This window comes from Bradyrhizobium lupini, assembly GCF_040939785.1.
Lineage (GTDB): Bacteria > Pseudomonadota > Alphaproteobacteria > Rhizobiales > Xanthobacteraceae > Bradyrhizobium > Bradyrhizobium canariense_D.
The window spans coordinates 1,432,044-1,456,811 of the sequence record NZ_CP162553.1; the positions used below are offsets into that span (position 1 = coordinate 1,432,044).

The window sequence follows — 24,768 nt, forward strand, 5'->3', positions numbered from 1 at the left end:
ACCTTGTCCGGAACACGCGCGGCCTTCACCTTCCGCTCGTCGCCTCCAGGCTCCGGCTATACCGCGACATCGCGAAGCAGAAGACAAAATAGATCACGGCGACGAAGATGTAGACTTCGACGGAGAATTGCTGCCACGCCGGATCGATGATCGCGGTCTTGGCCGTGGTGAGCAGGTCGAAGATACCGATGATCAGAACGAGGCTGGTGTCCTTGAAGAAGGCGATGAAGGTGTTGACCAGCGGCGGGATGACGTGACGGATCGCCTGCGGCAGGACGATCAGCCGGTTCTTGCGCCAGTAGGACAGGCCGAGCGCCTCGGCGGCCTCGTATTGCCCGCGGGGCACGGCCTGGAGGCCGCCGCGGATGACTTCGGCAAGATAGGCACCCGCGAACAGGATGATCGCGACCTGCGCGCGCAAGAGCTTGTCGATGTTGAATCCGTTCGGCATGAACAGCGGAAACATCACGCTCGCCATGAACAGCAGACTGACCAGCGGCACGCCGCGGATCAGCTCGACATAGAGCACGCTGAGCGAGCGGATCGCCGGCAGTTTTGAGCGCCGGCCTAGTGCGACGAGGATGCCGAGCGGGAAGCCGAAGGCCAGACCAAAGGTCGCCAGGATCAGCGTCACCGGTAAACCACCCCAACGGTCCTGCGAGACGAACGACAGACCGAGTATGCCACCCCACATCAGCATACTGATCAGCGCGAGCGCTCCGATCCAGAGATAGGCCAGTTCGCGCCGCCATAAGGCGCGGCGGCTGGAGAGATAGAACAGGGCGATGAACAGCAGCACCGCCAGTGCCGGCCGCCACTGCTCGTCGAACGGATAGGTGCCAAACAGGATGAAGCGGTATTTTTCGGGGATGATTGCCCAGCATGCACCGAGGCCGCGTACCGCGCGGCAGGCGCTGGAATCGTTCGCCGGGGTGACCCAGACCGCATTGGCGATACCCCATTGCACGAAGCTGAAGAGGCCCTTTGCAAGCACCGCCAGCAACACGACCGAGAGGATGCCGTTCGGGATCGACGAGAACAGATTGGTGCGCAGCCAGCGCAGCACCGGGTTACCAATCTGCGGGCGGCGGACGGCGCGCGGTGCTTCCGGAATGTCGGCGATCGCCGTCATGGTCAGCGCTCCACCAGCGCGATGCGCGAATTGTACCAGTTCATGAAAAAGCTGATGCCGAGGCTGATGGTGAGAAACACCGCCATGATCAAGGCAATGGCCTCGATCGCCTGCCCGGTCTGGTTCAATGTCGTATTGGCGATCGAGACCACGTCCTGATAGCCGATCGCCACCGCGAGCGAAGAGTTCTTGGTCAGGTTGAGGTACTGGCTCGTCATTGGCGGCACGATGACGCGTAGCGCCTGTGGCAGGATGATCTGCCGCAGCATGAAGCTGCGGCGCAGTCCCAGCGCGTTGGCGGCATCCCACTGGCCGCGCGGCACCGACTGGATGCCGCTGCGCACAATCTCGGCGATGAAGGCCGAGGTGTAGGTGACGAGCGCGATCACCAGCGCGAAATATTCCGGCGCGAGCGTCAGTCCGCCGACGAAGTTGAAGCCGCGCAACTCAGGCCATTCGATCGTCCAGGCCACGCCCAGCAGCACGGACACCGCCGCAGGCAGCACAACGAGCAAGCCGAGTGCAAAAGGCCAGGCCGGCCGCGGCTTGCCGTCGCGCATTTGCTGCGCGATGAGCCGCCGCCGGATCACATAGAACACGACAAGTCCGAGCACTGCGGTGCCGAGCACCCAAAGCTGCGGCGTCCCGATGGGAATCGCCGGCAGGATCAACCCGCGATTGGACAGGAACACGCCCTCAATCGGCCGCCATGCCGCGCGCGCGGCCGGGAGCGCCTGCATCAGCACGTACCAGAACAGGAGCTGGAGCAGCAGCGGGATGTCGCGGAGCGTCTCGACATACACCGCGGCGAGCCGCGACAGCAGCCAATTGGCCGACAGCCGCGAGATGCCGATCACCGTGCCCAGGATCGTTGCAAGCACGATTCCGATCACGGCGACGCGCAGGGTATTGGCGATGCCAACGACAAAGGCCCAGAGATATGAGTCCCTCGGATTGTAGGCGAGCAGGCTGTCGGCGATGGGCATGCCGGCCTCACGGCCAAGGAAGGCAAAACCGGTCGTGATGCGGCGCACGGAGAGATTGGTGACGGTGTTGGACCAGAGGAACACGATGACCGCGACTACGATCCCCACCACCAGAACCTGCCAGAACAGGCCTTTCAGCTCGCGCTGCCCGAAGGCGCCGAAGAAGCGACGGCGCGGCGGCGGTCTCGGACCGTCTGACGTCACAGCACAAAAATCCTTCTCAAGACGGCGATTTCCGGCAGCGCACGTCAACTGTTGCACCAAACTCAGCTTCGTGCAACAAATGTTTCATGGCCGAGCCCGCGAAATCCTCGCCACTGAGCGAACTGCGCATTGCATTGCCATCGCTTCCGATGCGGTTGCAGGAGGTCGGGCGTTTCGTTGCAGCCAACGATTACGACGCCACCACGCGTTCGATGCGCGATCTCGCAGCGGTTGCCGGCGCCGATCCCGCCGCGTTCACGCGGCTTGCCAAGGCGATCGGCTATTCGGGTTGGGATGAATTGCGCGCGGCGTTGACGGAGGCGCGGCGGCCCTCGCAGCTAGCGCCTTTCTCCGGCCGCGCCAAGGGCCGCCGCCACGGCCCGAACGCCGATGTCGCGCTCATCACCGACAAGCTGGAGGCCGAGGCCGCCGGCCTTCCGCGCATCCCGGCCCGGCCGATCGCGGAGGCGGCGCGCGCACTCCACCACGCCAAGCGGATCTGGATCACCGGCTACCGAAGCTGCCGCAGCGTCGCGGAATTGCTGAACTACGAGCTCCGGCTGTTTCGTCCCGAACAGGTGCAGCTCGTCGGCGCGTCCGGCCCCGACGATCTCGATATGGGCGCGTTCCGGCCCGGCGAGGCCGTCATCGTCATCGGCTTCATGCCCTACACCCACGCGAGCGTCCGGGTCGCGCAGGCCGCCTATCGTGCCGGCGCGGCCCTGATCGCGATCGCCGATAGCCCATCGGCGCCGATGGCTGAAGGTGCCGACCACGTGCTGCTGTTCGAGGCGGCCTCCTCTCCCGGCTTTTTCCCGAGCCTCACCGGCGCCATCGCGATCGCGCAATCGCTCGCCGCCGTGACGTTTTCGCTCGGCGGCACGGCCGCGAAAAAGCGCCTGGAGAATACCGAGGCCCGGCTGGCCGCGGCTTCAACTTACGTATCAGAGAAAGGTTGACCCATGGCCGCCCGCACCAGCCGCGTGCTGCATCGCTCGCTGCGCGAAACGCCGCCCAAGGCAATCGGCGGCGAAGGCGTCTATCTCTTTGCCGAGGACGGACGCCGCGTGATCGACGCCTCCGGCGGCGCGGCGGTCTCTTGCCTCGGCCACCAGCATCCACGCGTCATCGCGGCGCTGACGAAGCAGGCCTCGACCCTCGCTTATGCCCACACAGCCTTCTTCTCGTCGGAGCCGGCGGAGGCGCTTGCCGAGACGCTGGTCGGCCACGAGCCCGGTGGCCTCGCCTACGCCTATTTCGTCAGCGGCGGATCGGAAGCGGTTGAAGCCAGCATCAAGCTCGCGCGGCAATATTTCATCGAGCGCGGCGAGCCGCAGCGGCAGCACTTCATTGCGCGGCGGCAGAGCTACCACGGCAATACGCTCGGCGCGCTCGCGGCGGGCGGCAATGCCTGGCGCCGCGCGCCCTACGCGCCGCTGCTCTCCAACGCCTTCAGCCATGTGACCCCGGCCTTCGCTTATCACGAGAAGCACGAAGGTGAATCGGATGCGCAGTTCGTGGCGCGGCTCGCCGCCGAACTCGAAGCCGAGTTTCAGCGGCTTGGCCCCGACACCGTCGCCGCGTTCCTCGCAGAGCCCGTCGTCGGGGCCACCGCAGGTGCCGTCACGGCGCCGGACGGCTACTTCAGGGCGGTGCGCGAGATCTGCGACCGACACGGCGCGCTGCTCATTCTCGACGAGGTCATGAGCGGCATGGGCCGCACCGGCACCACGCACGCCTGGGAGCAGGAAGGCGTGGCACCCGACATCCAGGCGATCGCCAAGGGTCTCGGCGGCGGCTACCAGCCGATCGGTGCAATGCTCGCGAGCGGCAGGATCATCGACACAATCCGCTCAGGTTCGGGCGCCTTCCTGCACGGCCACACGTATCTGGCGCACCCTCTCGCTTGCGCCGCCGCGCTCGCGGTGCAGGACGTGATCCGCGAGGACGGCCTGCTCGACCGGGTCAAGGAGCGCGGCAAGCAGCTCGAGCAGCGGCTCACCGAGCGCTTCGGCAATCACCGCCATATCGGCGACATCAGGGGCCGCGGCCTGTTCTGGGCGATCGAGCTCGTCGCCGATCGCGCCAGCCGAACCTCGTTTGATCCCGCGCTGAAGCTGAATCAGAAGATCAAGGCGGAGGCCTTCGCCAACGGCCTCGGCTGCTATCCCGGCGGCGGCACCGCAGACGGCATCCGTGGCGACCACGTGCTGCTGGCGCCGCCCTATATCACCTCCGCGGAGGAGATCGATCTGATCGTCGACAAGCTCGGCACGGCCGTCGACAGCGTATTGCGTCGTGTCAATCACTGAGGGGAGAAAAGCATGATGAGGAAAGTGGTTATCATAGCCGGCGTGCTCGCGGCGTCGACGGTGGTGGCGTCGGCGGCAACGCTCGACACGGTGAAGAGCCGCGGCACGCTGATATGCGGCGTCAGCGCCGGTTTCGCCGGCTTCTCCGCACCGGATTCGCAAGGCAACTACAAGGGTCTCGACGTCGATTATTGCCGCGCGCTCGCCGCCGGCGTGCTCGGCGATGCCAGCAAGGTGCGTTACGTCTCGCTGACCGCGCAGAACCGCTTCACCGCGCTCCAGTCCGGCGAGATCGACGTGCTCTACCGCAACTCGACGCAGACCTATCTGCGCGGTGTCACGCTGGGCCTGCGGCAAGGTCCAATCAACTTCTACGACGGTCAGGGCTTTGTCGTGAAGAAAGACCTCGGCGTGAAGGAGATCAAGGACCTCAAGGGCGCCACCGTCTGCGTCGCGCAGGGTACCACGCATGAGGTCACGCTCGGCGATTACGGCCGCGCCAACGGCATCGATTGGAAGCCGTTGGTGTTCGACCGCGTCGACACCATGTACCAGACCTTCTTCGGCGGCCGCTGCGATGCCATGACCCAGGACGCTTCCGCGCTTGCTGGCGCCGTGACGACCGCGGCGCCGAACGCGGCCGACTACGTCGTGCTGCCGCAGACCATCAGCAAGGAGCCGCTCGGCCCCTTCACCCGCAATGGCGACGAGGTCTGGAGCGACATCATCACCTGGCTGCACTACGGCTTGATCGAGGCCGAAGAGCTCGGCGTCACACAAGGCAATGTCGATGAGATGGCGAAGTCGCAGACGCCCGCGATCCAACGCCTGCTCGGTGCCTCCGGCGATCTCGGCTCGCGGCTCGGGCTCGACAACAAATGGCTGGTCACGGCCATCAAGGCCACCGGCAATTACGGCGAGATCTACGAGCGCAATGTCGGCAAGGCGAGCCCGCTCAAGCTCGAGCGCGGCCTCAACGGTCTCTGGAGCAAGGGCGGCTTGATGTACGCGGTGCCGTTTAAGTAAACGTTTTGCGTGTCCCGGACGCGTTGCGTCCGGGGCTCGCGACCTTCCATCAGGTAACGTTCAATGACGAAGTCTCCTCGCATCGCGCTGATCCACGCCCTCAAGCATTCCATCGCCCCGATCGAAGCTGCGTTCGCGAAGGTGTGGCCGGAAGCGCGGCTGATGAACCTGCTCGACGACAGCCTGTCGTCGGATCTGGCGCGTGACGGCAAGCTCAACGATGCCATGACCGAACGCTTTCTTGCGCTCGGCCACTACGCCGCGGCGACAGGCGCGGACGCGATCCTGTTCACCTGCTCGGCCTTCGGTTCCTGCATCGAGGCGGTTGCGCGCGCACATGCGCCGATGCCGGTGCTCAAGCCGAACGAAGCCATGATCGAGCGCGCGATGACGATGGGCCGGCGGATCGGCCTGCTCTCGACCTTCCCGCCGACGCTGGCTTCGATGCCGCCGGAATTTCCGGCCTCCGTCCAGATCGTGCCGAAACTCGCCGAAGGCGCGCTGGCCGCGCTCGACCGTGGCGACCGCGCTACGCATGACCGGCTGATCGTGGAAGCCGCACGCGATTTGCGCGATTGCGACGTCGTCGCGCTCGCGCAGTTCAGCATCGCGGCAACCGCGCCTCTCGTGGCAGAAGCCACCGGCCGCCCTGTCGTGACCACGCCCGACAGCGCCGTCGAGAAGCTGATGAAGCTGTTGGCGGCGAGGGCTTAAGCGCCAGCCTGTTTCCGGCGCCGCGCGCCTTTGATCGCCGCCGCAAGCGCGGCCTTGGTTTCACTGACAAAATCCTCGACCAGGTCTTCGCGCGTGGCATGGGCCGCCTCGCCGGTGAACAGTCCCTGCTCAGCCAGCATCACCACGCCGTGCACCGCCGCCCAGATCTTGAGCGCCTGCCGCTCGCGCAGATAATCAACGGCCGGGGCTTCCAATGCGTCGACCACGAGCGCAAAGGTTTCGCGGGTCGCTTCGTGCAGCTCGCTGCCTTTCGCCGCACACGACACCGTGCGCGAGGCGAACATCAAGCGGTAGATGCCATTGCGGCGTAAGCCGAAATCCAGCGTCGCCTGCGCCAGCAGCGACAGCTTCGACCGCTTCGACAGCTTTGCCATCGCCGCCCGCAATATCCCGTTGAGCTGCCGGAACGCCTCCGCCGTCACCGCCGCAAGCAGCGCCTCGCGATCGGCGAAATGCCGGTAGGGCGCCGGCTGCGAAACACCCAGCTGCTTTGCCAGCGCCTTGATGCTGATCGCCTCCGTCCCGCCCTGCTCGGCTTTGCGCAGCGCGGCCTTGATCAAGGCGTCGCGGAGATCGCCGTGGTGGTAGGTATTCTCGGGCTTGCGGGCAAGTTGTGAACGCATGTTGCGCAGAGCCTATAAGTTTGCGCTTGACAGGGGAAGCCTGCCGCGAATGTAATAGCCTATAACTTGAACAAAAACCCAAATGGGAGCGCGCGCCGCCTTCGGGCCGGAGTGCACACCATCGAGGAAGCCGCCATGACAGAGCGACTGAGGGTTCACGTTGATCCCGACAAATGCCAGGGGCACGCGCGCTGCAAGGCGCTGGCGCCGGAGCTGTTCGAGCTGGACGAATACGGCAACGCCCACGAAGCCGGCGACGGCACGGTCCCGCCCGGCCTCGAAGACAAGGCCTGGCTCGCCAAGTCCAATTGCCCGGAAATCGCGATCGACGTGATCGAGGAGTAGCGCGCCCGCTTCTGCCCGCGTGCCTTCCGCGACCACGAGCCCCCAAGGGATTTCGAGGGATTTCGAGATGTCCGACATCAGCCAGCCCACCGCCCATCCGCCCGTGACCGACTGGGTCCATGATTTCGACCACACCGATCCGCAATGGACGGAAGATCCCTTCCCGATTTGGGACGAGCTGCGCGCCGCAAGCCCGGTCGTGCATACCGAACGCTTCCTCGGCTGCTACATGCCGACGACCTATGAGGCAGTGCGCGAGATCGCCAACGACAGCGAGCATTTCTCCTCACGTCGCATCATCGTCCGCGACGTTCGCCCGGAGATCACCAGCAGAAACTCCGCCCCGCCGATCACGTCCGATCCGCCGGTGCACAAGCCAGCCAAGCAATTGCTGCTGCCGCCGTTCACGCCGGACGCGATGAAGAAGCTGGAGCCGCGGGTGCGCGCGATCTGCAACGAGTTGATCGACGGTTTCATCACCGAAGGCCGACTGGACGCGGCAGAGCGCTACACCAAGCACATTCCGGTTCGCGCGATCGCACACATGCTCGGCATCCCCGAGACGGACAGCGATCTCTTCATCCGATGGATCCACATGATCCTGGAACTTGGCATCAAGGACGAAAACACGTTGCTCCAGGCGGTGCACGAGATGAGCGCCTATTTCAGCGCCCATATCGAAGCGCGCAAGAACAAGCCAACCGACGACCTCATCTCCTACCTGATGAATGCCAGGGACAAGGACGGCAATCCGCTCGAGGATCTGCATGTGCTGGGCTCGCTGCGCCTGCTCCTGATCGCCGGCATCGACACTACCTGGAGCGCGATCGGCTCCTCGCTCTGGCACCTTGCCCGGACGCCCGCCGACCGCGAGCGCCTGGTTGCCGAGCCCGAGCTGATCCCGACCGCGGTGGAGGAGCTGCTGCGCGCCTATTCGCCGGTGACGATGGCGCGCGAAGTGGTCAAGGAGACCACGATTTCGGGCTGCCCGGTCAAGGCAGGCAACATGGTGCTGCTGTCCTTCCCGGCCGCCAACCGGGATCCGAAAATGTTTCCGGATGCTGACAAGGTCGTAATTGACCGCCGCGAGAACCGCCACGCCGCCTTCGGCCTCGGCATCCACCGCTGCGTCGGCTCGAACCTTGCGCGCATGGAGATGCAGGTTGCGCTGGAGGAATGGCTGAAGCGCATTCCGGGCTTCGCCCTCGATCCGGCAGGCACGGTGACCTGGTCCCAAGGAACCGTCAGAGGCCCCCGCCAGTTGCCATTTTTGCTTGGAAAGGCGATGTAGACCTCTCCAAACAGTGATACGGAGAGGCCGGACTTGCACCGCCACGAGTAGCCGATGGCCGAAGACAACGAGCCGCCCGACAGCAAGCTGACGCGCACCAAGGAAAAATGGGCGCGCGAGGGCCGCTTTTTGACAGGCAAGATCACGCGCCCGGAAGATCAGCGCCTGCCGCCCGGTCAGCATCTGACAAAGGACTGGCCGGTGCTCGATCTCGGAGTCGTACCGCCGATTTCGCGCGAGCACTGGCGGCTCGACGTCTACGGCGCGATCGAGAACCCCGTGTTCTGGACCTTTGCCGAGTTCGCCGCCCAGAAGCAGGCGCAGTTCATCTCCGACATCCACTGCGTCACCACCTGGTCGCGCTACGACAATGAGTGGGAGGGGCTCGCCACGCGCGAGCTGCTCGCGGCCTGCCAGCCGCGCCCGGACGCGCGCTTCGTCGTGTTGCATTCCCATGATGGCTACACCACCAACCTCGCGCTGGACGACTTTGCCGCCGAGGACGCATTGCTCGCCCATAGCTGGTCCGGTGAGCCATTGTCGGCCGAACATGGCGGCCCGGTACGGCTGGTCGTGCCGCATCTGTATTTCTGGAAGAGCGCCAAATGGGTTCAGTCGATCGAATTCCTGACCGAGGACGCGCCGGGCTTCTGGGAAGTCCGTGGCTACCATAACCGCGGCGATCCCTGGGCAGAGCAACGCTATTCGGGCGACTAGGTTCAGCAAGGAACGGGGAAACCCATGCCGACAGAGCGCTTTCAATTCACCGGCGAAGGCGGCCATCAGCTTTCGGCCGCGCTGGAGCTACCCGACGGCGAGCCCGGGGCCTTCGCGCTGTTCGCGCATTGCTTCACCTGCGGCAAGGACACGCTGGCCGCCAAACGCATCTCGGTCGCGCTGGCCGCCAAGGGCATCGCGGTGCTGCGCTTCGACTTCACCGGGCTCGGCTCCAGCGAGGGGGATTTTGCCAATTCGACGTTTTCCTCCAACGTTGCCGATCTCGTGCGCGCCGCCGATCATCTGCGTAGCGTCCGCAAGGCGCCGTCGATTCTGATCGGTCACAGCCTCGGCGGCGCCGCGATCCTTGCGGCAGCAGGACGAATCCCGGAAGCCAAGGCGGTTGTGACCATTGCGGCACCATCCGATCCCGCCCACGTCACCGGCCTTTTCAAAGAGCATCTCGGCGACATTCGCACGCAAGGTGAGGTCGAAGTCTCGCTTGCGGGACGCCCGTTCCGGATCAAGCGCGAATTCCTCGACGACGTCGCCGAGCACGAGCTGATGAAAGACGTCGCCGGCCTGCACAAGGCGCTGTTGGTGATGCATTCTCCGGTCGACGATACCGTCGGTATCGACAATGCGACGAAGCTCTTCGTCTCCGCCAGGCATCCCAAGAGCTTCGTCTCGCTCGACCATGCCGATCATCTCCTGACCAAGCCGGCCGACGCGCTCTATGCAGCCGACGTGATCGCGGCCTGGGCGAGCCGGTACATCGACGCGGCCAAACCTGCGAAGGCGATGGATCTCCCCGAGGCGCCGCGCCGGGTCGTGGTGCAGGAGACCCGCAAGAGCAAGTTCAACCAGACCATCTCCGTCGGTCCGCATCAGCTCGTCGCGGACGAGCCGGTCGCCGCCGGCGGCGAGGATGCCGGCCCTGGTCCTTACGATCTCCTGCTCGCTGGCCTCGGGGCCTGTACCTCGATGACCATGCGCCTCTATGCCAACCGCAAGTCGTTGCCGCTCGATCGTGTCACCGTCTCACTGAAGCATTCCAAGATCTATGCAAAAGACTGCGCGGAATGCGAGACGCGCGATGGCATGCTCGACCAGATCGAGCGCGACATCGCGATGGACGGCGCGCTCGATCCCGAGCAGCGCAAGAAATTGATGGAGATCGCCGACAAGTGCCCGGTGCACCGGACGCTGACGTCGGAAATCCGCATCGTGACCAAGGCCGTGGATTAGCGCGACTGCGCTAGAAGCACGACGCCATTGTTCGCACCGCCGCGGTGATCTCGCTCTCGCGCCAGGCCGCGAAGCCGAGCAGCAGGCCGTGGTCGCGCGGCCTGCCCAGTGCCAAGCCGGACAGGGCACGCGTTTCAACGCCCGCTTCGACCAGCCGCTTGACCGCCACCTGATCAGCGCGACCGCGCTTGAGACGCGCGACGAGCTGAATGCCACCGGGGGGCACTTCGGCAGAGAGCACATCGCCCAAATGGCGCTCCAATCCCTCCACGAGGTGATCGCGGCGGGCGTGATAGATCCGGCGCACCCGGCGCAGATGCGCCAGGAAATGCCCGTCGGCAATGAACTCGGCCAGCGCCTCCTGGATGTGGCTCGCGGCGATCAGTCCGATGTGCCGCTGTACGATCTCGAGAGTACCGACCATGGCCCGCGGTATGACGAGGTAGCCGAGCCGGATATCCGAGGTCATGACCTTGGAGAACGTGCCGACATAGAACACGCGGCCGTGGGCATCGAGTCCCTGCAGGGCCGGCACCGGCCGGCTATCATAGTGGAATTCGCCGTCGTAATCGTCCTCCACGATCCAGGTCTTGCCGGGCCTGCTCAGGCCAAGAAACTCCGTGCGGCGCGAGAGCGACATCAGGCGGCCGGTCGGGTGCTGATGCGACGGCGTCATGAAGATCAAGGTCGGGGCCGCCAAGCCACCAATCCGCTGCATGCCCTGCTCGTCCAAACTCATCCCGATCACGCGCGCACCGGATGCGCGGAAGGCGGCCGCGGCGCCGGGATAGCCGGGATCCTCGACCCAGACATCGTCGCCGGGGGTGATGACGGCGGCCGCGATCAAAGTCAGCGCAGCCTGCGCGCTCGGCAGAATCAGGATCTGATCCGCCGTCGCGCGCACGCCCCTGCTGGTCGCAAGATAATGCGCCAGTGCCTCGCGCAGGCGCGGCCGATTGACCGGTCCGAGCTCGCGCCTCGCCGCGCGCACAGCGCTGCGGCGCAGGCAGCGCGCCCAGACCTCGTTGGGAAACTCCCTGAAATCGCCATGTCCGGGACGCAAGGGTCTCAGTCGCGCCTGATAAGACATCGGCCAGTCGGTCTGCGTGAGGCTCGACGCCCAGGGCGAAAGCCGCGGCTTGCCAGGGCGTATGCGAGATGCGACGGCGCCAGCCTCTGTGACGCGCTCGCCGCCGTCGACCGCAACCATCGGACGGCGGCCGTGCGAGGCTTCGAGATATCCCTCGGCGGCGAGTTGCTCGAACGCATAGCTGACGGTGTTGCGCGAGACGCCGAGATCGCTCGCAAGCCCACGGCTCGACGGCAGCGTGCGGCCTTTGACGAGACGCCCGGTCGCGATCAAGCTTCGGAGCTGGCTCGTCAGTTGAGCCACCAGCCCCTCGTCGTCGGCCCGGTTCAGCTCGATCAGGGCGGAGATCATGCTGTCCGGAACTGGCACCCTATTCCTTTCCGATCTGGCACTGTTTCAGGTGCCAGACGAGATGCTATCCGCTGGACTGGACTGCTTCAAGGACCTCCGAAATGAACTCCCTATCCCCCCGCGCAGCCGTTGGCCTGTTTCTCATCGTCGTGCTGGCTTGGGGCATAAACTGGTCGGTGACGAAGCAACTTGTCCAATTCCTTCCACCACTGTGGGCTTCAGCGATCCGGAGTTGGATCGCGCTGGCTGGATTGTTCGTGATTCTCGGGCTCAGCAACAATCTGATGATTCCGGAGCGTCGCGACATCCCGGTGGTCCTGAGCGTTGCACTGCTGCACATGACCGTGTTCTCGGTCCTGGTTGCGGCCGGTGTGCGCTTCCTACCCGCGAGCAAGGCCGTTGTGCTCGGCTACACCACGCCACTCTGGGTCGCGATCGCCGCGCCGCTGCTCGGGAAGGACACTTTGACGGCGCCGAAGCTCGCCGGCGCGCTGCTGGGCCTGATCGGCCTGATCGTCATCCTGAACCCGGCCTCGATCGACTGGACCAACACCAATGTCGTGCTCGGCGCCGGCATGGTGATCCTGGCCGCGATCTCATGGGCCGCGAACATTATCTATATCCGCGCCCATCGCTGGATTGCCTCGCCGCTCCAGCTTCTGATCTGGCAAGTGCTCGTGGCAACCATCGTGCTATCGGTGAGCGCGACCATCGCGGATGGCCTGCCGCATGTGGAGTGGTCGTGGAGACTCGTTTTGCTGTTCCTGTATTCCGGGCTGATCGGGACGGTGCTCGCCTATTGGGCGATGTCGATGGTGAATAAGAGCATCTCGGCCCTGACGACCTCGCTCGGCACCACCGCAACGCCGCTCGTCGGCATCGCCAGCGCCGCGATCCTGCTGGGCGAGCCGATCGACATGAGTCTGGTGATAGCGGCCGCGCTGATCATCACCGGCATCGGTCTCGCATCGCTCGGCGATCGCCTGCTGCGTGGTCAGGCTACCGCGAAGGGCTGAACGCGCAGTATCCCGCGCAAGCCCGCCGTCGTGCCGAGCAGGATGCCGGTGACAGCGACGAATGAGCCGAGCGCGAGCGTCGACACGCCGGTGAGCCCTTGGCCGATCGAACAGCCGAACGCCATCACGCCGCCGATGCCCATCAGCGCGGCGCCAGCCGCCGATCGCAGCATATGGCGTGGCGAGGAATAGCCTTCGAGATGGAAACGGCCCGTCGCAAGCGCGGTGACCAGACTGCCGGCGAAGACACCGGCAACCGTCGCGATGCCGAAATTCAGCGTCAGGCCCGTCGAGAGCATGGCATATTGCAGGCTGTCCGCGATCGGCGCGACGAAGGTAAGCGAGGTCACGGGGACGGGGTTGAAATCATCCGCGCCGAGATAGCCGGTGACGAACCAGCCGCCGGCGACGAGGAGACCCACGACGACACCGGCTGCAATCTGGCCGGGCGAACGCCGGAACGCTGGGTGCGCGAAAGCAAAAAGGATCAGCGTGACGACAACGACAGCAGCAGCCATTGCGCGCGAAAGCGCTTCAGCCGGACCGAACATGGCGAACAATGACGGCAGCGAATTCACGTTGACCGTGGTTTGCGAGGCCTGGACCACGGCGATGCGCGCCGGCGCGATCAGGCCCTTGAGCGTCATCTGCGCGGCGATGGCGAGCACGACCACCACGACGAAGGAGCGGAGATTGCCACGACCGAGCAGCACCAGCGCGCGCGAACCGCAGCCGTTGGACAGTACCATGCCGTATCCGAACAGAAGTCCGCCGAGAAACAGCACCGGCATCGAGAAGGACTGTTGCAGGTAAATCGACTTGCCGAGATTGACCATGCCGGTGCCGGCGAGGAACTGGCTCGCTGTGGTCGCAACCGCGATCGCCAGCGCATAGGTTCGGACCAACCGCCCATCCCCCTCCGACAACCAGCCGCGCATGCTGCTCATCAGGCAGAAGCCGCTGAGCAGGCCGACAGCGCCGTAGACCAGGCCGACGACGAGGCCGGCGAGGATGATGAGTTGGGGAGACGAATCCATGATCAAGGTTTCAGGATCACGCGATCCCGCGAGGAGCCTGCAACGGCGACATAGGCCTCCTTCGCGCGTTCGAGCGGATAGACGGCGTTCGCCTTGATCGGAAACGGTTTCAGGTGCCCGCTCGCGAAGCCCGGGCCGAGGTCACGCAGCACAGCGCCTGTCGCGATCGACGACAGGCCGAGCGTGTCGATGCCGACATAGGTGTGTTGCCCGCGGTAGAATTCGAGAATGTTGAACTGCACGATGCGGTCGATGGCGGCGATCAGGATCTGGCGGCCGCGAAGCGCGAGCGACTTGTGCGCCGCCTGGAAATAGGGATCGCCGACCGTGTTGAAGACGATGTCGGCGCCTTTGCCATCGGTCACCTCGCGCAGGCGTGTGGCGACGTCGGTCGCGGAAGCGTCGATCACCTCGATGGATGCATTGGTGTGGCCCTCATAAGGTTCCGCCTTGCGCACCACGCCGATGACACGCGCGCCCTGCCAGGTCGCGATCTGCACCGCCGCTTGACCAACCTTGCCGTTGGCGCCGAACACCAGCACCGTTTCCCCGGGCTTTGGAATGCCGGCGCGGCGAAAACCCTCCATGGCGGTGACAAAGGGCACGCCGATGCCGGCGGCCTCCTCCCAAGACACGGTCTTCGGCTTCTCCACCACCGCGTCGGATTCAACGACGAGATGGCTGGCGTGAGTGCCGTCGCGGCGGATGCCGAGATCGCCGGAGGAGCCGAACACCTCGCGGCCCATCGTACCGGCGGGCCCGTCGATCACCACGCCGGCGTAATCGCGCCCCGGCGTGCGCGGGAAGATGGCATAGGCCATTAGCCCAGTCGCGGCCTTGACGTCGGACGGATTGACGGCGGCGGCCTTGACCTCGATCAGGAGATCGTTCGGACCGCGCGCGAGCGTATGAGGCTCGACGCGAGGTGCAATCCCAGCGGCGTTCTCGGCCTTGGCATTGAGGCGGACGCAGCGCGCCTCGACGGCTTTGGGATCGGCTGACGACATGGAAAAGATCCGCGATTTCTCGCGGGCCTTGTCGCCTTTGGGGGCGGTCAAGTCAATCCGTCAAGTCAATCCCATCAACTCAATCCTTCGGCCGCTTGTCGTAGAGCCGCTTCGCCTTGCCGAGCGAGCGTTCCAGCGTCGCAGGCGCAACCACCCGCACGTTGGAGCTGATCCCGATCGTGTTCTTGATATGGGTTGAGATCCGATCGGCATGGTCGAGGAGACCCCGGCCATCCCAACTCTCCGGCCGCGCCTCGGCAATGATGGTCAACTCGTCCATGCGTCCTTCCCGAGTCAATTCCAGAATGAAATGCCCGCCGCACCAGTCGGTGGCGAGCAGAACCTCCTCGATCTGGGTCGGGAACAGGTTGACGCCGCGCAGGATGATCATGTCGTCCGAGCGCCCCGTGACCTTCTCCATCCGCCGCATGCCGGGCCGCGCCGTGCCCGGCAGAAGCCGCGTCAGGTCGCGGGTGCGATAGCGGATCACCGGAAAGGCTTCCTTGGTGAGCGATGTAAACACCAGTTCGCCCTTCTCCCCGTCGGGCAGCACCGCACCGGTGTCGGGATCGATCACTTCGGGATAGAAATGATCCTCCCAGATATGCAGGCCGTCCTTGGTCTCGATGCATTCCTGCGCAACGCCGGGCCCGATCACCTCGGAGAGGCCGTAGATGTCGGTGGCATCCATGTCGAAGGCATCTTCGATCTCGCCGCGCATGGCATTGGTCCAGGGCTCCGCGCCGAAGATGCCGACCTTGAGCGAGCACTGGCGCGGATCGAGCTTCTGACGCTTGAACTCGTCGAGGATCGCCAGCATGTAGCTCGGCGTCACCGTGATGATATCGGGCCGGAAATCGTTGATGAGCTGCACCTGCCGCTCGGTCATGCCCCCGGAGATCGGCACCACAGTGCAGCCGAGTTTTTCGGCGCCGTAGTGCACGCCAAGCCCGCCCGTGAAAAGACCGTAGCCATAAGCATTGTGGATGATCATGCCGGTGCGGCCGCCCGCGGCGCGGATCGAGCGTGCCATCACGTCCGACCAGGTGTCGATGTCGCGTTGCGTATAGCCCACCACGATCGGCTTGCCCGTCGTGCCGGAGGACGCATGCACGCGCACCAGTTTCTCACGGGGCACGGCAAACATGTTGAAGGGATAGTTGTCGCGCAGGTCCGTTTTTACGGTGAACGGAAATTTCGCAAGATCCGAGAGTTCGCGAAAGTCGGACGGGCGCACGCCGGCCGCGTCGAAAGCCTTGCGATAGTGCGCCACGTTGTCGTAGGCGTGCTTCAGCGACCAGGCCAGCCGCTGCACCTGCAGCGCCATGATCTCGTCGCGCGATGCACGCTCGTGCGCATCCAGCTCGGCCTTATACGTGTTGCCACCTTCCTTGAGCCTCGTCAGAGCCATCCTCGTTTCCCCGTATCATTGCTTTTCTTTATTGATCCTGCGCCGGCAGCCAATTTCCGGGAATCGCCCGCGAATGCCCGCGAAATTCGGCGATGACTGTATCGCCGGCGGTGACGCGCACGTCATAGATGCCGGAGCGGCCGCCACGCGTGACCTCGCGGGCCTTTGCGACGAGGCGATCGCCGAGCTTGCCTGGCTTGATGAAGGTGATCTGGCCCTGCGCCGCCACGACGCGGTCGTTGTGCGAGTTGCACGCGAAAGCGAAGGCGGAATCGGCCAGCGTGAAGATGAAGCCGCCATGGGTGATGCGCTGGCCGTTGACCATATCCGGCCGCACATTCATCGCCAGCGTCGCGAACCCCGGGCCGATCTCGACGATCTCCATGCCGAGTCCTTTGGAGGCATCGTCCTCCGCCCACATCGCATCGGCGCAGGCGCGGGCAATATCCTCGGGCGACAAGGCGGCTTTGACGTTCACGCGCTTCTCCCGTCCGATTGTTTGGACACGATGTTCTGCTGCCTGGCTAAAACTGTCAAACGTGGTCGTAGTCGACCACGACCCGCTCCGACGATGGCTTGGCCTGACAGGTCAGGACAAAGCCGGCCTTCAGCTCCCAGGGTTCCAGCGAGTAGTTGATGTCCATCGGCGCCTCGCCCTCCACCAGTTTGGCACGGCAGGTCGAGCACATGCCGCCCTTACAGGCGAAGGGCAGATCGACACCGGCGCGTAGCGCGGCATCGAGGATCGCCTCGTCCTCTGCCACCGGCACGTCGCGGCGCTTGCCGTCGATGATCAGCGACGCGATCGCTTTCGGCGGCGCGTCCGGCGCAACGATCTTCTTCGGCCGCGGCTTGCCACCGAACTCCGAGACAAACCGCTCGACATGGATACGCTCCTCCGCGATGCCGAGATCGCGACAGGTCGCCTCGATGTCCTCGCTCATGCCGGACGGACCGCAGATGAAGACGTGATCGACGCTTTCCGCCGGTACCAGCGAGCGCAGCAGCACCCTCACCTTGTCGCCGTCGAGCCGGCCGTGCAGGATCGGAATGTCCTGTTCCTCGCCCGAGATGACGTGGAAGATCGAGAGGCGGTCGATGAAGCGATCCTTGAGCTCTTCGAGCGCCTCGAGGAACATGATGTTATCGGTCGTGCGATTGCCATAGAACAGGAAGAAGCGGCTGTCGGCTTCGCGCGCGAGGACGCCCTTGACGATCGACAGGATCGGCGTGATGCCGGACCCAGCGGCAAAGCCGACATGGATGCGGCCGCCGCCGGCTGGCGGGATCACGCCGAAGCGTCCCGTGGGCGTCATCACGTCCAGCGCGTCGCCACACTTCAAATCGTCCGCTGCCCAGCTCGAAAACGCGCCTCCATCAACCTTCTTGACGGCGATCCGTATCTCGCCGTCGTCGGGGCCGGAGCAGATCGAATAGGAGCGGCGCACTTCCTCGCCATCCAGCATGGTGCGGAGTGTGAGGTATTGGCCGGGCGTGAAAGCGTAGTCGGTCGCAAGCTCCGTCGGGATGGCGAATGTCAGCGATATGGCGTCCGACGCCTCGCGGCGGAGGTCGTTGACGGCCAGGCGATGAAAGCGTGGTGCGACTGCTGACATGGTCAATGACACTTGAAATAATCGAAGGGTTCGCGGCACGCCCTGCAGCGCCAGAGTGCCTTGCAGGAGGTGGAGCCGAATTCGGACAGCAGCTCGGTATTCGCCGAGCCGCATTGCGGGCACACAACGGCTTGCTCGCCGAACAGCGCGCGGCGTGAATTCGAGGCCTGCGGCGGTGCGATGCCGTAGGCATGAAGCTTCCGGCGGCCCTCTTCGCTCATCCAGTCGGTGGTCCAGGCCGGCGACAGCACGGTGCGGACCTTTGGACTGCGGAAACCGGCGCGCTCCAGCGCGACCTCGATTTCCAGCGCGATCATGTTCATGGCCGGACAGCCCGAATAGGTCGGGGTGATCGCGACCTCGACCTGATCGCCGTCGAGGACGACATCACGGAGCACGCCGAGATCGGCGATGGTCAAAACCGGGATTTCGGGATCGACCACGCTCGCCGCGGCATCCCAGGCCCGTCGGCGCAGGTCGCTATGGGGCTCCAGCACCGTCACCATGTCTGCCCCGGGAAGGTACGCTGTATCGATTGCAGCTCTGAGAGGAGATGGCCGAGATGCTCGCTGTGCCGGCCCACGCGGCCGCCCTGCTGCATCCAGTCGTTCTGCGGCAGCTTGAGCGTTGCTTCGCCGATCACATCCGAAAGTGTCGTCAGCCAACGACCCCGCAAGGTGCCTGGGTCTACGGCGATACCGGCATGGATCAAGGCGTGCTCGCCGTCGTCGACGGCAAACATCTCGCCGGTGAACGCCCAGAGATGATCGATCGCAGCCTGCGCGCGGGCATGGCTCTCGTCGGTGCCGTCGCCGAGCCGGATCATCCACTCCGAGGAATGCCGCAAGTGATAGGCACTCTCCTTCTCCGACTTCGCGGCAATCGCAGCGAGCGTCGTATCGCGCGAGGTCATCATGGCGCGCCAGTAGAGATCGGCGAAGGCGGAATAGAAGAACTGCCGCACCAGCGTCTGGGCAAAGTCGCCGTTCGGCTGCTCGAGGAGCAGCAGATTGCGATACTGCCTGACATCGCGAAGGTAGGCGAGCTTGTCTTCGTCGTTGTCCTTGCCTTCGGCTTTGGCTGCGTAGGTGTAGAGCTCGCGGGCCTGGCCGATGAGGTCGAGCGCGATGTTGGAGAGCGCCATGTCCTCTTCCATCATCGGCGCATGCCCGCACCATTCCGACAGGCGGTGGCCGAGGATCAGCGCGTCGTCGGCGCGGCGTAATGCGTAGAGCACCAGCGGTGTTTCGGAGACCTCGATGTTCGCCATCACATGTGTCCTACTTCCTCAGGCACCTCGTAAAACGTCGGGTGGCGGTAGATCTTTGATTCCGCCGGCTCGAACATCATGCCCTTCTCGGCGGGATCGCTTGCGGTGATCGCCGTCGACGGCACCACCCAGATCGAAAGGCCCTCACCGCGACGCGTGTAGATATCGCGGGCGGCTTGCAAGGCCATCGTGGCGTCGCTCGCATGCAGCGAGCCGACATGCTTGTGCGCGAGCCCGTTGCGGCTGCGAATGAAGACTTCCCACAGCGGCGTGTTCGGCGTGGCCATCGCGATCTCCCTACTCTGCCGCTTGTGCAGTTCGACGCTGCGTGCGCTTTGCGGCATAGCTAGCTGCCGCCTCGCGCACCCAGGCGCCCTCATCGTGCGCCTTGCGGCGTGCCGCGATGCGATCCCGGTTGCAAGGACCGTTGCCGGCGAGCACCTGCTTGAACTCGGTCCAGTCGATCTCGCTGTAGCGCCAGTGCCCGTCGGCGTCCTGAATCATGCCGGGATCGGGAATGGTGAGGCCGAGATATTGCGCCTGCGGCACGGTGGCGTCGACGAACTTCTGCCGCAGCTCGTCATTGGAGAAGCGCTTGATCTTCCATTTCGTCGAGGTGTCGCTGTGCTGGCTGGTGGCATCGGGCGGGCCGAACATCATTAGCACCGGCCACCACCACCTATTCAAGGCATCCTGCGCCATCTCCTTCTGCTCCTCGGAGCCACGGCACAGCGTCAGCATGATCTCATAGCCCTGGCGCTGATGGAACGACTCCTCCTTGCAGACGCGGATCATCGCGCGCGCGTAAGGACCATAGGAGCAGCGACACAGCGGAATCTGGTTCATGATCGCGGCGCCGTCGACCAGCCAGCCGATGGTGCCGATGTCGGCCCAGGTGAGGGTCGGGTAGTTGAAGATCGAGGAATATTTGGCCTTGCCCGCGAGCATGGCGTCGACCAGCTCTTCGCGCGAAGTGCCGAGCGTCTCGGCCGCGGCATAGAGATAGAGCCCGTGGCCGCACTCGTCCTGCACCTTGGCGAGCAGCGCGGCCTTGCGGCGCAAGGACGGCGCGCGGGTGATCCAGTTGCCTTCGGGCAGCATGCCGACGATTTCGGAATGAGCGTGCTGGGAGATCTGGCGGGTCAGCGTCTTGCGATAAGCCGCCGGCATCCAGTCGTTCGGCTCGATGCGCTCCTCGGCATCGATGCGCGTCTGGAACTGCGCAGCCTTGGCCGCATCCTCGAGGCCGCGATCATCGGTCTCGGCCGTGTTCAGCGCCTGGGTATACATGCGCATCCTCCCATTTTATTGAGCAATATATAACAAGAATCAGATCACGCAAGATATTTCTGTAACATAACAATCAAGTCTCGAATCTCCTCTCCAGGAGTTTCCGCGCCAGCGGCAATGGCCCCTTTTCATTGGTCCCACGACCATCAAGCCATTGTTCCGATGGGACAAGCAGCGCGCGATAGATGTCGCCGCACAACGCACGGGCGGCCTTGCCTGGCCAGTTCGCCGGAAGCAGGCTTTCGGGCAGCAGCGGATCGCGCAGCACGACTCGGCGATAATGGTGGATCAGGAGGATGCGCGCCGTGAAGGCGTCGGCCTCGGACAAGTCGCTGCCGCGCGCGATCGCGGCGCGCAGCGGCTCGAACGTCTTCATGAACTTGAGATAGGCGTCCGCGGTGCGATCCAGTGGCCAGCTCGCACTGAGCAGCCGGCGACCACTGTCATCCTCGGCCGAGACCTCCAGACGGATGGCGCCCGCGGCCCTCGCCGGGCACTGGCACGCCTGACGGGGCGACCCACACGCCCGGCAGCGGGCTGCCGAAGCCGGCATTGCGGAGCGCCTCGCGCGAGGCATCGCGATCCTCGCCATTGCCGATCAGAAGCAGCTCGAAGCGCCCGGTCCAGTCGGATGGCGGCGGATCGTAGATATGGCGTGTCGCGGCCTCGAAGATCTGGCGGCCCTTGTCGGCCAAGCGGTAAAAACTATTGCGGCCGACCTTTTCGCGCGTCAGCCAGCCATCGGCAGCAAGCCGCGACATCGCGGTACGCACCACGCCGCTGTCGATGTCCAGGGTCTCGAAGAATTCCAGCAGCGTGCCGAGCCATACCGAACCGCCACGCGGCACGATGGCATCACCGAATACCGTGATGACGATAGAGCCGGTGCGCGACGGCTCGCGCTTGAGCTGATCGATGATGCGGGACAACGGATGCGCCATGCGCGAGGCATAGCGCGTTTGGTGCGGGCACGACAATGGACGGGTGCGACGCTCTTCTCCCTTGCCCCGTTCTTACGGAGAGAGGCAAAGAATTACCGATGCGGATCGGGATAGACCACGCTGCGCCAGCCGCTGCGGTCGAAGGGCCGCCAGCTGCCTTCCTTCTGCGCAAGGCGATCAGCCACCGCGAAGACAGCGGCGGGATGATGGCCCATGCCGCAATGGCTGCTCTCGATCTCGATGCTCTCGGTCTGCGCGCCCGTCTTCTCCATGCAGCCCTGCCAGGCGCAGACGCCGTCGGTGCGGCTGAAGATCGCCGTGGTCGGCACCGGCGGCGGAACGGCGAGATCGCCGCCGAACTGCGGGTCGACCTCGTTGGACTTCCGGCCGCTCGCCCATTCATAGACTCGCCAGGCATTGGTCGAATGCGGATCGCCGGCAAAGGGGCTGCCGAGCGTGATCACCTGGCGTACGCGGTCGGGCATCATCTTGGCGAGCTGGCGCGCATAGAGACCGCCGAGGCTCCAGCCGACCAGGCTGATCTTGCGGCCGTGCCTGTCGCTGAGCTCCTGAACCAGATCCACCATCGCGTGCTGCACGCCCTCGCGCAGGCCATAGTTGCGGCCTTGGCGCCAGCCGCTCACCGCATAGCCCTTGCCGGACAGAAAGGTGCGCAGTGCACGCGTGGACCCGTCGGAGGCCACGAGGCCCGGCAGAACCAGCACCGGATGCCTATCGCCGCGCGGCGCGAGGCTGAGCAGCGGCAGCGCGCCGAGGAAGGCGCCGAACTCGTGGATCGCTCGCCCTTCCAGGAACATCAGGGTGCGAGACGGCGGGCTCAGCGTCTGGGCAGTAGCGGTCATCAATGGTCCCCTTGGGAAAATTGCTGAAAAGGCCACCGGTTGTTTGCCGGCAGATGGGTATGGGATTCCAACACGCCGGCTTCTGGATCGTTCCGCAACGCAACATGAATCAGCTAGGCAGCGGGTTCCCGACATTCAAGCGGGAGACACCCCGGGCCACAATAGGCCCGCGCGTTAATGCTGACGTCCGTGACGCAAAAGTCACAACAATCGAAGCAGGAATTCTACGGAGTAAAGCGCAAGACCCGCGAGCCCCCCGATCAGCGAGCCGTTGAAGCGGATGTATTGCAGGTCGCGGCCAATGTTGATTTCGATCAGCGAAATCAGCTGCGCCATGTCCCACGACTTGACCTGGTCGGAGATGAAGGTCGAGACGCCGCTCTTCTGGTCCGCGACGAAACTGCGCAGCACCGCGACCAGCCCCTTGTTGATCTCGCCGCGCAGCTCGGCATCGCCCGCAAGCGCTTCGCCCGCCGCGACACACATTCCCGCGAGATGATGCTGCAGCACCTGCGTCTCGCCGCTTGCACTACGTTCGATGAAGGACCGCGTATTGGCCCAGACGGTGCGGGCGAGATCGGCAAGCTCGGGACGCGCGAGCAGATCGCGCTTCAAGCCGTCGATGCGGTCGATATAGGCCTGGTCGGTGCCGAGCCGGTCGACGAAGCTCAGCACCATGCGATCGAACTCGCCGCGAAAAGGATGTTTGGGATCGCTGCGCACTTCATTGAAGAACGCGGTGGCGGAGGCCACGATCTTGTTCACCAGAAACTTGTCGGCGCGATAGAGCCTGAGCAAGGTCGGCAATTCCGCGCGCACCTTCTCGCGGATGATCGCCATCGTCTCGGTCTGGTTCAGCGTCTCGTGCATCACGCGCAGAAGATCGTCGAACAGGATCTGGTGCCGCCCTTCCGCGACGAAGCCGCGCAACGTGCCGGCCGCGAGCGGCGCCAGATCGACGGCCTGGAGCTGCGAGGACATGCGGCGGATGATGAAGGTCATCAGACCGGAGCTCTCGGTCGCGGAGACAGCCTCCGGCAGCAGGCGCAGCGCAAAGCGCGCGAGGTCATCGCTGCGCTTGCGATCGCGCAGCCAGTCGGCGACGAAGGAGCCGAAATCGATCTCCTTCAGCTTGGCCTCGACGGGAGCGGCCTCGAGGAAATGCACCTGGATGAACTCGCCGAGCTTGTCGGCGATACGGGCCTGGTTGCTCTGGATGATCGCGGTGTGTGGGATCGGCAGGCCGAGTGGACGCTTGAACAGCGCGACCACCGCATACCAGTCGGCGAGCCCGCCGATGGTCGCGGCTTCGGCGAAGGCCGCGATGAATCCGAACACGGGATGTACGGGCAGCAGCCATTTCGCAACGACGAACAGGACAAGCGTCGAGCCCAGCACCAGCGTCGCCAGCGCTTTCACGCGGCGCAATTCGGCTGCGCGTTCGGCGTCGCCGGGAGTGTCGAAAGAGAAGGCGCCTGATGGAGTCATCACAGCATCACCCTATCCGTCATTGCGAACGAAGCGAAGCAATCCAGAGTCTTTCAAGGAGGCAGACTGGATTGCTTCGCTTCGCTCGCAATGACGGCTACGGCGGAATAACAAAAGGCCCGCCGAAGCGGGCCTCAAATTCAGTTTTTACTCAGGGGGCCGTATCAGGCGGTCTTGTTGTAGACCTTGGCAAAATTGTCCTGAGCGGACTTCGCACCGTTAGCGGCGAGCTTGCCGAAATAGTCGGTGGTCGCCTTGGCGCGCGAGACGAACGCTTCGCCGCGGGCGCGGAGCAGGCCGGACTGGATCTCGACAGCTTCGCTGAACGACTTGGCGGACGCGAGCTTGTCGATGCCTGCGAAGAATGCCTCGGCGTCCTCGTAGATCGCCTGCTGGATGTTGCGGCTGATCTTGCCGGCTTCGGTGACGGTCTCGGTCACCGCGTTTTCGACGGCGGCGGTCACGCGCTCAGAGCCAGCGAACACCTCGGCAGCACGGTCCTTGGCAGTGTTGGCGGACTTCTTGACGAACTCGCGGGCGGCCTCGGGAACTTCCAGGTTCTGGATGTTCTTGAACGCGTCCTTGAAGCCTTCGAAAGCGGTGTTGGTTTCGGTGGTCATTGGGGGTCTCTCCATCCTCATTGGTTGAGCTATGGGCTCACCCCGTCCGGTTTTGGCCCGGGGCACGGCTTATATGCCATAGTTAATTGTGCGATGCAATATCCATATTGCAGTGCGATATCACGAAACCGTGAATAGCCATGTTGAGA

The 24,768-nt window shown here is 64.5% G+C and carries 25 protein-coding genes and 1 pseudogene; 9 read left to right on the forward strand and 17 right to left on the reverse strand.

Translation table 11 applies throughout. The annotated features are described in order from the left end of the window. Positions 1 to 25: 25 nt before the first annotated feature. Positions 26 to 1,132: an amino acid ABC transporter permease gene (locus tag AB3L03_RS07080; protein ID WP_204510626.1), complete on the reverse strand. Its 1,107-nt coding sequence runs from the start codon at positions 1,130 to 1,132 to the stop codon at positions 26 to 28. 2 nt (positions 1,133 to 1,134) lie between these two features. Beyond that, the gene (locus AB3L03_RS07085) at positions 1,135 to 2,322 is read right to left on the reverse strand and encodes an amino acid ABC transporter permease (protein WP_204510625.1); all 1,188 of its coding nucleotides are present in this window, start codon (positions 2,320 to 2,322) and stop codon (positions 1,135 to 1,137) included. A gap of 86 nt (positions 2,323 to 2,408) precedes the next feature. On the opposite strand from AB3L03_RS07085, the gene AB3L03_RS07090 reads away from it, so the two are divergent. The 4 genes from AB3L03_RS07090 (at position 2,409) to AB3L03_RS07105 (ending at position 6,374) form a co-directional block, all read left to right on the forward strand. Then, entirely contained in the window at positions 2,409 to 3,281 is an 873-nt protein-coding gene (locus tag AB3L03_RS07090) for a MurR/RpiR family transcriptional regulator (RefSeq protein ID WP_204510624.1), read from the forward strand. Positions 3,282 to 3,284: 3 nt separating this feature from the next. Then, positions 3,285 to 4,634, forward strand: coding sequence for an aspartate aminotransferase family protein (locus AB3L03_RS07095; protein ID WP_368508379.1), 1,350 nt, complete (start codon positions 3,285 to 3,287; stop codon positions 4,632 to 4,634). A gap of 12 nt (positions 4,635 to 4,646) precedes the next feature. Continuing rightward, positions 4,647 to 5,660, forward strand: coding sequence for an amino acid ABC transporter substrate-binding protein (locus AB3L03_RS07100; protein ID WP_085352170.1), 1,014 nt, complete (start codon positions 4,647 to 4,649; stop codon positions 5,658 to 5,660). 63 nt (positions 5,661 to 5,723) lie between these two features. Continuing rightward, on the forward strand, positions 5,724 to 6,374 hold the full coding sequence (locus tag AB3L03_RS07105; RefSeq protein ID WP_018457005.1) for an aspartate/glutamate racemase family protein: 651 nt from the start codon (positions 5,724 to 5,726) through the stop codon (positions 6,372 to 6,374). Here the strand turns inward: AB3L03_RS07105 and AB3L03_RS07110 are convergent. Further along, complete coding sequence (locus AB3L03_RS07110) at positions 6,371 to 7,018, reverse strand: TetR/AcrR family transcriptional regulator (RefSeq protein ID WP_368508380.1); 648 nt, start codon at positions 7,016 to 7,018, stop codon at positions 6,371 to 6,373. The two genes, AB3L03_RS07105 and AB3L03_RS07110, sit on opposite strands and share 4 nt — an antisense overlap. 135 nt (positions 7,019 to 7,153) lie before the next feature. On the opposite strand from AB3L03_RS07110, the gene AB3L03_RS07115 reads away from it, so the two are divergent. The 4 genes from AB3L03_RS07115 to AB3L03_RS07130 all read left to right on the forward strand — a co-directional run bounded on the left by AB3L03_RS07115 (position 7,154) and on the right by AB3L03_RS07130 (position 10,619). After that, positions 7,154 to 7,363 (forward strand): ferredoxin, encoded by a 210-nt coding sequence (locus AB3L03_RS07115; protein WP_007607931.1) that lies wholly within the window; start codon positions 7,154 to 7,156, stop codon positions 7,361 to 7,363. 67 nt (positions 7,364 to 7,430) lie between these two features. Continuing rightward, positions 7,431 to 8,654, forward strand: a complete 1,224-nt coding sequence (locus tag AB3L03_RS07120) for a cytochrome P450 (protein WP_368508381.1) — start codon at positions 7,431 to 7,433, stop codon at positions 8,652 to 8,654. A 54-nt stretch (positions 8,655 to 8,708) separates the two neighbouring features. Further along, the gene (locus tag AB3L03_RS07125; protein WP_018457009.1) at positions 8,709 to 9,371 is read left to right on the forward strand and encodes a sulfite oxidase-like oxidoreductase; all 663 of its coding nucleotides are present in this window, start codon (positions 8,709 to 8,711) and stop codon (positions 9,369 to 9,371) included. Between the two features lie 24 nt (positions 9,372 to 9,395). Next, a complete protein-coding gene (locus tag AB3L03_RS07130; protein ID WP_204510620.1) occupies positions 9,396 to 10,619 on the forward strand; it encodes a bifunctional alpha/beta hydrolase/OsmC family protein in 1,224 nt (407 codons plus the stop codon). Positions 10,620 to 10,629: 10 nt separating this feature from the next. Here AB3L03_RS07130 and AB3L03_RS07135 read toward each other — a convergent pair whose 3' ends face one another. After that, positions 10,630 to 12,060: a PLP-dependent aminotransferase family protein gene (locus AB3L03_RS07135; protein ID WP_368509017.1), complete on the reverse strand. Its 1,431-nt coding sequence runs from the start codon at positions 12,058 to 12,060 to the stop codon at positions 10,630 to 10,632. Positions 12,061 to 12,161: 101 nt separating this feature from the next. Between AB3L03_RS07135 and AB3L03_RS07140 the strand changes: the two genes are divergently transcribed. Next, positions 12,162 to 13,076: a DMT family transporter gene (locus tag AB3L03_RS07140; RefSeq protein ID WP_204510619.1), complete on the forward strand. Its 915-nt coding sequence runs from the start codon at positions 12,162 to 12,164 to the stop codon at positions 13,074 to 13,076. Here AB3L03_RS07140 and AB3L03_RS07145 read toward each other — a convergent pair. The 13 genes and pseudogenes from AB3L03_RS07145 to AB3L03_RS07205 form a co-directional block, all read right to left on the reverse strand. After that, positions 13,055 to 14,113, reverse strand: a complete 1,059-nt coding sequence (locus AB3L03_RS07145; RefSeq protein ID WP_204510618.1) for a YeeE/YedE family protein — start codon at positions 14,111 to 14,113, stop codon at positions 13,055 to 13,057. The genes AB3L03_RS07140 and AB3L03_RS07145 overlap by 22 nt on opposite strands. A 2-nt stretch (positions 14,114 to 14,115) precedes the next feature. Next, the gene (locus AB3L03_RS07150; protein ID WP_204510617.1) at positions 14,116 to 15,120 is read right to left on the reverse strand and encodes a zinc-binding alcohol dehydrogenase family protein; all 1,005 of its coding nucleotides are present in this window, start codon (positions 15,118 to 15,120) and stop codon (positions 14,116 to 14,118) included. A gap of 79 nt (positions 15,121 to 15,199) precedes the next feature. Next, entirely contained in the window at positions 15,200 to 16,531 is a 1,332-nt protein-coding gene (paaK, locus tag AB3L03_RS07155) for a phenylacetate--CoA ligase PaaK (RefSeq protein WP_085352164.1), read from the reverse strand. Between the two features lie 28 nt (positions 16,532 to 16,559). After that, complete coding sequence (gene paaI / locus AB3L03_RS07160; RefSeq protein WP_204510616.1) at positions 16,560 to 17,009, reverse strand: hydroxyphenylacetyl-CoA thioesterase PaaI; 450 nt, start codon at positions 17,007 to 17,009, stop codon at positions 16,560 to 16,562. A gap of 55 nt (positions 17,010 to 17,064) precedes the next feature. Further along, positions 17,065 to 18,147, reverse strand: coding sequence for a 1,2-phenylacetyl-CoA epoxidase subunit PaaE (gene paaE, locus AB3L03_RS07165; RefSeq protein ID WP_085352162.1), 1,083 nt, complete (start codon positions 18,145 to 18,147; stop codon positions 17,065 to 17,067). A gap of 2 nt (positions 18,148 to 18,149) precedes the next feature. Then, a complete protein-coding gene (paaD, locus tag AB3L03_RS07170) occupies positions 18,150 to 18,653 on the reverse strand; it encodes a 1,2-phenylacetyl-CoA epoxidase subunit PaaD (protein WP_018457018.1) in 504 nt (167 codons plus the stop codon). Beyond that, the gene (gene paaC, locus AB3L03_RS07175) at positions 18,647 to 19,417 is read right to left on the reverse strand and encodes a 1,2-phenylacetyl-CoA epoxidase subunit PaaC (RefSeq protein WP_085352161.1); all 771 of its coding nucleotides are present in this window, start codon (positions 19,415 to 19,417) and stop codon (positions 18,647 to 18,649) included. The genes paaD and paaC overlap by 7 nt, the downstream gene beginning before the upstream one ends. Then, on the reverse strand, positions 19,417 to 19,704 hold the full coding sequence (paaB, locus tag AB3L03_RS07180; protein ID WP_008136594.1) for a 1,2-phenylacetyl-CoA epoxidase subunit PaaB: 288 nt from the start codon (positions 19,702 to 19,704) through the stop codon (positions 19,417 to 19,419). Before paaB ends, paaC begins: the two co-directional genes overlap by 1 nt. Positions 19,705 to 19,714: 10 nt before the next feature. Continuing rightward, on the reverse strand, positions 19,715 to 20,707 hold the full coding sequence (paaA, locus tag AB3L03_RS07185) for a 1,2-phenylacetyl-CoA epoxidase subunit PaaA (protein WP_368508382.1): 993 nt from the start codon (positions 20,705 to 20,707) through the stop codon (positions 19,715 to 19,717). Positions 20,708 to 20,780: 73 nt separating this feature from the next. Continuing rightward, a pseudogene (paaX, locus tag AB3L03_RS07190) lies at positions 20,781 to 21,648 on the reverse strand (phenylacetic acid degradation operon negative regulatory protein PaaX). A 92-nt stretch (positions 21,649 to 21,740) separates the two neighbouring features. Then, positions 21,741 to 22,511, reverse strand: coding sequence for an esterase/lipase family protein (locus tag AB3L03_RS07195; protein ID WP_368508383.1), 771 nt, complete (start codon positions 22,509 to 22,511; stop codon positions 21,741 to 21,743). Positions 22,512 to 22,712: 201 nt separating this feature from the next. Continuing rightward, positions 22,713 to 23,999: a DUF445 domain-containing protein gene (locus AB3L03_RS07200; RefSeq protein ID WP_018457023.1), complete on the reverse strand. Its 1,287-nt coding sequence runs from the start codon at positions 23,997 to 23,999 to the stop codon at positions 22,713 to 22,715. A gap of 164 nt (positions 24,000 to 24,163) precedes the next feature. After that, positions 24,164 to 24,619, reverse strand: coding sequence for a phasin (locus AB3L03_RS07205; RefSeq protein WP_204510614.1), 456 nt, complete (start codon positions 24,617 to 24,619; stop codon positions 24,164 to 24,166). Positions 24,620 to 24,768 lie beyond the last annotated feature (149 nt).